The following is a 5,192-nucleotide window of genomic DNA, read 5'->3' as shown; positions in this document are numbered from 1 at the left end:
CCGCTACTCGGGGCGCGCCGACGTCGTGACCGCGCGCGTCAGCGCCGGGCGACCTGCCCGGCCAGCCGCACCTCCGGCGTTTCCTTCGCCGCTGCCGCTTCCTGCACCGGCTGCTGGGCCGGCTGCTGTGCCGTCTCCTTGGCCGGCTCCCGTACCGGCTGCTCGGCCGTCTCCGGTACCGCGGTACGGGCACGGGACGCGTGCGGCACGGTCGCCAGCCGGGGTTCGGCCAGCCGCCGGCAGACGCCCTGCACCACCTTGGCGGCGGTGAACGTGGCGCCGTACACGAAACGCATCGAGGGCCCGAACGTCGGAGCCGTCAGCAGACCCGCGAAGAACAGTCCGGGGTGCGAGGACTCGAACCGCCCGTTCAGCTCCGGGGCGTCGCTCGTGCCGACCCGGTGCAGGATGCCGCGTACCCCTTCGTCGAGCAACGGCAGCCGGGCCAGCGCCGGAGTGAAACCGGTGGCGGCCACGACGTGGTCGGTCTCGACGGTACGGACGGCACCGTCGACGGACTCCAGCCGCAGCCGTACCCGTTCGCGCACCTGCTCGGCCGCGGTGAGGCGGCTGCTCAGCAGCACCGGCACGGCGAACTCGAAGCGGTCCCGCAGCCACCACGCACCGGCCGGTCCCAGCGCGGTACGGGCGATGTGCACGCGGACGTTGGCCGGCAGCTTGCGCACCGCCCAGGGAATCTCCGACCAGGCCCAGCTCGGCCAGCCGGTGCCGAGGCCGCAGTGCGGGTCGCGCAGCGCCGTCAGCAGGCCGCGCTGCAGCGGCTGGGGCGGGGTGTTCCAGTTGATGCGGCCCGCGCGGGCGACGATCCGTACGTGCGCGCCCTCCTCGGCGAGCAGCGCCGCGGTCTCCAGGGCGGCCTGGCCGGCGCCGACCACCGTCACGTCCTTCCCCTTGAACGGGGCCAGGTCGTGGTGGTGGCTGCTGTGCGAGGCCAGTTCGGCGGGCAGGTCCCGCAGCGGACCGGGCTTGTGCACGAACGGCATGACGCCGACGGCGAGTACGACGGTGCGCGCCACGAGGACCTCACCCTCGGCCGTCTCGACGCGGAAGCCGCGGGCGCACGGGACGACGGAGGTCACCGTCTGCTCGTCGGCGCGCGGCGCGGCCCGCTTCCCGAACCACTGCCCGTACTCGGTGAAGGTGCCGATCGGCAGCGGTCTGCCGTGCTCCACCGTGATGCCGCGGGCGGCGCAGTAGGCGGCCAGCGTGTGCGAACCGGCGGGGTCGGAGAGGTTGGAGGACCAGGGCTCGGACTTGAGGAACATGCCCTTCGGCATGTGGTCGCGCCACGAGGCCATCGGCCGGCCCAGCACGCGCAGGCTGAGCCCGGCGGCGGCGGCGTGCGAGGCGATGGAGAGGCCGTAAGGGCCGGCGCCCACCACTACGAGGTCGTACATGCGTTTCCTTCTCTCTGATCGTTCACTGCGTTCACTGATCGCTCGTCACAAGTGGTGCGGACAGCGGTGCGGACGGCGCTTCGGGCGGCAGGCCCGGTCTGATCGACCGGACCCGGACCCGTCCGTGCGTGTGCACGGTCATGGCCAGGTGCTGCCAGGACTTGCGCAGACAGCGCGCGAACCAGGTGCCGGCCATGGCGAAGAACGGCGCCGGATCCTCCGCCGAGAACCAGGCGCGCTCCACCCGCCCGTCGCGGCCGCCGGCCCGGGCCCGGACCAGAATCCGGTCACGGTCGCGGTCGCGGACCCGCGAGGCGCCCGCCACCGCCGCGGACAGCAGGGCGTAGTTCTCGGCGACGAAGACCCGGCCAGGCCCACCGAGCTGGGCGGGGACCTGGCGACCGGTCAGATGCAGGTGCTGGGCACGGACGACGTCCACTCCCGCGTCGTCCGTGAACAGCCGGAACTGCGCGCCGGGCCGCGGGTTGAAGTCCAGCAGGTGATAGGAGCCGGTCTCGGGATCCAGCCGGAAGTCGAGGTCGAGAATGCCGCGGTAGTCCACGTAGGCGGCGAGTCTCGCCGCCGCCGCCTCCACCTCCGGGTTGGCCAGCCAGGTGCCGACGGCGGTCAGGCCCGTACGCGGCGGCCAGGAACGCTCCTTGCGGCCCGCGCCGCCCAGCAGGAATCTCCCGCGCTCGGCGGCGTAGCCGTGGAAGAACCAGTCCGTGCCGTGCCCGCCCGGAAGACAACGCTGCAACAGCAGTTGGCTGCCGGCCTGTGTGCTGCGCTCGTACAGCTCGCACGCGTCGGACGGCGTACGGACGAGTGTGGTGCTGCGCAGACCGGGCGGGAGCAGCCACGGGCGGCTCCACTTGGCGACCACGGGCAGGCCCAGCACCGCCGCCTCCCGCGCCGCCTCGGCCGCGCTGCCGGGTGCCACGGTCGTCGGGTGCGGGATGCCGGCGCCGGCGCACAGCGCGGCCAGTCCGGCCTTGTCGGCGACCTGGCTCGGGAGTTGCGGGGGCATGGCGGGGAGCAGATAGCGGCCGGTGAGCCGGGTGGACAGTTCGGCCACGGCGATCGCGCCGCGGTCGTCCAGCGCGATGAGCACCGCGGGTCTGCCGATCGCGTCCGAGGCCCGCGTCAGCGTTCGTTCGAGTTCCGCGTGCGAGGTACGGCCGGGCGGCAGCGCGTGCACCCGGTGCAGATAGCGGCAGCGTCCCACCGGTCCGTGCGCCGCCTCCGCGACGACGTGCACCTCGATTCCCGTACGACCGAGGGACCGGACCGCGCCAAGTGTTCCGTGGTGAAAGGGGTTGGGATCGAGGCGGAGCAGGAGAGCGGGGGTGTCGGTGTCGAACGAGGGCATGCGCATGTCCTTGCGTCATGAATGGGAGGAACAGGGAGAAAATCTATCTATGGGGCTATCAGATCTGGCTGCGTGAATCCGGTAGGTGGGCCCGGAAACGCGTTTTCGTGACATACGGATTCATCCGCGGACCAGGAGGAACGATGCGTACCCACGGACGCCGTGGATTCGGCTGGGTCTGCGGCGGCGTCATGGCCGCCGGACTCCTCGCCTCCTGCTCCGTCCCTCCGGCCGGGCCGCCGCAGCGGGAACCGGCCGGCCGCGCCACCGCGCACGACGACGACAAGCCCCCCGCCGAGCCCGTCCTGGGTGCGTTCCTCAGTCCCGGTACGGACGGTGTGCGCCGCATCGAGCGGTGGGAGAGGTGGCTCGGCGGCAGGGACCTGCGGGCCGGGCACACCTATCTGCCCGGCGACGAATGGTCCAACATCGAGGGGCGGCGGAAGTTCCTGGCGCCATGGGCACGGTGGCGGCGCGCCGAGCCGGGCCGGCTGCTGGTGCTCAACGTGCCGATGCAGGAGCGCAACGAGGTGACCGTTTCCGACCACGCGGTGCGTACGCTGCTGCGCGCCGGGGCCGCGGGCCGCTTCGACGGGCACTACCGCGCGCTGGCCCGGAACCTGGTGCGGCTGAAGGTTCCGGACACCGTGATCGTGCTCGGCTGGGAGATGAACGGCACGACCTACACCCACCGCTGCGGGCCCGACCCGGAGTCGTGGAAGGCGTACTGGCGGCGGATCGTCGGAACCATGCGGTCGGTTTCCGGGCAGAGATTCCGGTTCGACTTCACACCGAACCGCGGCCGGGACGACATCGGCTGGACGAGCTGCTACCCGGGCGACGACGTCGTCGACATCGTCGGAATGGACACCTACGACCAGCCGGCGGGCAGAACGTTCGACGCCCAGGTCCGGGAACCCTTCGGTCTCCAGGCACACGTCGACTTCGCCCGCGCGCACCGCAAGGCGATCTCGTACCCGGAATGGGGGCTCTTCCGCAACGGCGACAATCCGGAGTACGTGCGCCGGATGCTGGGCTGGTTCAAGCGGCACAAGCCGCTCTACCAGACCATTTCCGACTACTGCCCGCACGGCCTGTGGCAGTGCCCGGACAACCCCGACTCCGCGGAGGCGTACCGCGCGGCGCTGTTCGGCTAGGGCGTGTTCCTGCCCCTGCCCCTGTCCCGGCGGCCGGGGGTGTCCGGGCGCGTTCACGCCGGCGCCTCCTCCGGCCGGCGTTCGCCGGTCCGGGTGCGCCACACCTGGGTGACGTCCGCCCGCTGGCGTACGACCTCGGCCGCGAAGGCGCGTCCGGCGATCTGCGCCGCGTACAGTCCCAGCGCGGGCGCCAGCTCACGCCGCGCCAGCAGGACCCGCTGGTTGACGGCGGGTGTCGGCTGCCAGCGGAGCTTGTGCGGCTCCGTGCCCCGCAGCATGCTCAGCACCTTGCGTCCACTGCCGGACGCGAAGTCGGTGTCGTGCCGCAGCAGCATCGTGGTGATGTCCACCTTTTCGTCGCGCAGCCGGGGATGGGCGCCGTAGAGGTAGCCGCAGACCAGCTCGGGCGAGGTGAAGGTGATGTCCGACGCCAGGACTTCCGCGCCGAGCCGGTACTCCGTGAGCACGGCGTCCCCACTGCCGGCCAGCTCCCGCATCGCGCGCTCCAGGTGGGCGCGGAAGCGCGGCCGGAGGTGTTCGGGCGTCACTCCGCGGCCCTCCCACTGCAGTTCGTGCAGGCGCAGCATGGTGCGCACGGCCGCGGTGACCTGGGACGGCGGAACCAGGTGCTCCTCGATGCCCATCGTGTCGATCTTGCGCAGCTTCCGCCTGGTCCGCTTGGCGCTGGCGGGCGCCAGCTTTTCGAGCAGTTCCTCCATGGGGATGGCCGGAAGCTCCAGGCACACCGAGTCCTGCAGCTTCCGGCGCGGCCCCCGCCAGGCGGCGTAGAGCCGCTCGACCGCCGCGCCGGGCCGCACCTCGCGAAGATCGATCACCGCGCCGCGGGCGGCCTGGTGCATGGCTTTGGCCAGCGCGCCGGCAGCCTGGGGGCAGCCGTCGTCCAGCAGGACGTCGCAGTAGTCGGAGATGCCGCCGCCGAGCGGGACCAGTGTGGGCAGTGGGCGGTGAATGAGCATCAGCGGTGCCGCGGCGATGAGGTCCTCGCCGCGGCGGACCAGCACGACGCGCAGCCGGCCGGCCGCGCCGTACGACAGCCACCAGGAGTGCAGCCAGGCGTGGCTCTGGAACGGGGTGGCCGGCCGGCAGCGGCGGCGCAGGGCGTCCCACTGCGCGGCCAGCACGGCGAACTGTCCGGGGTCGCGGCAGAGGGTGGCCGTCAGCCCCTGCGTGGCGAGGACGGTGGTCATCGCGTCTGCTCCACCCGTCCGGTGTCGACGGGCGTGCCGG

Annotated in this window: 3 protein-coding genes and 1 pseudogene; 1 reads left to right on the top strand and 3 read right to left on the bottom strand. The window is 72.5% G+C overall.

Features of this window, described 5'->3' with window-relative positions; all coding sequences use genetic code 11:
- Positions 1 to 38: 38 nt before the first annotated feature.
- Positions 39 to 1,418 (bottom strand): NAD(P)-binding domain-containing protein, encoded by a 1,380-nt coding sequence (locus ACRDP3_RS02905; RefSeq protein WP_431515210.1) that lies wholly within the window; start codon positions 1,416 to 1,418, stop codon positions 39 to 41.
- A gap of 31 nt (positions 1,419 to 1,449) precedes the next feature.
- The gene (locus ACRDP3_RS02900) at positions 1,450 to 2,787 is read right to left on the bottom strand and encodes an ATP-grasp domain-containing protein (protein ID WP_431515209.1); all 1,338 of its coding nucleotides are present in this window, start codon (positions 2,785 to 2,787) and stop codon (positions 1,450 to 1,452) included.
- A gap of 143 nt (positions 2,788 to 2,930) precedes the next feature.
- Here ACRDP3_RS02900 and ACRDP3_RS02895 point away from each other — a divergent pair.
- A pseudogene (locus tag ACRDP3_RS02895) lies at positions 2,931 to 3,941 on the top strand (glycoside hydrolase family 26 protein); the annotation flags it as partial.
- Between the two features lie 56 nt (positions 3,942 to 3,997).
- On the opposite strand, the gene ACRDP3_RS02890 reads toward ACRDP3_RS02895, so the two are convergent.
- Positions 3,998 to 5,192, bottom strand: a 1,195-nt coding sequence (locus ACRDP3_RS02890) for a GNAT family N-acetyltransferase (RefSeq protein ID WP_431515208.1), incomplete at its 5' end; no start/stop codon positions are given.

Origin of the sequence: Streptomyces sp., assembly GCF_050698815.1 — a bacterium.
Taxonomy (GTDB): Bacteria; Actinomycetota; Actinomycetes; order Streptomycetales; family Streptomycetaceae; genus Streptomyces.
The sequence above is the reverse complement of the archived record's forward strand: the minus strand, read 5'-3'. Positions and strand labels throughout refer to the sequence as shown.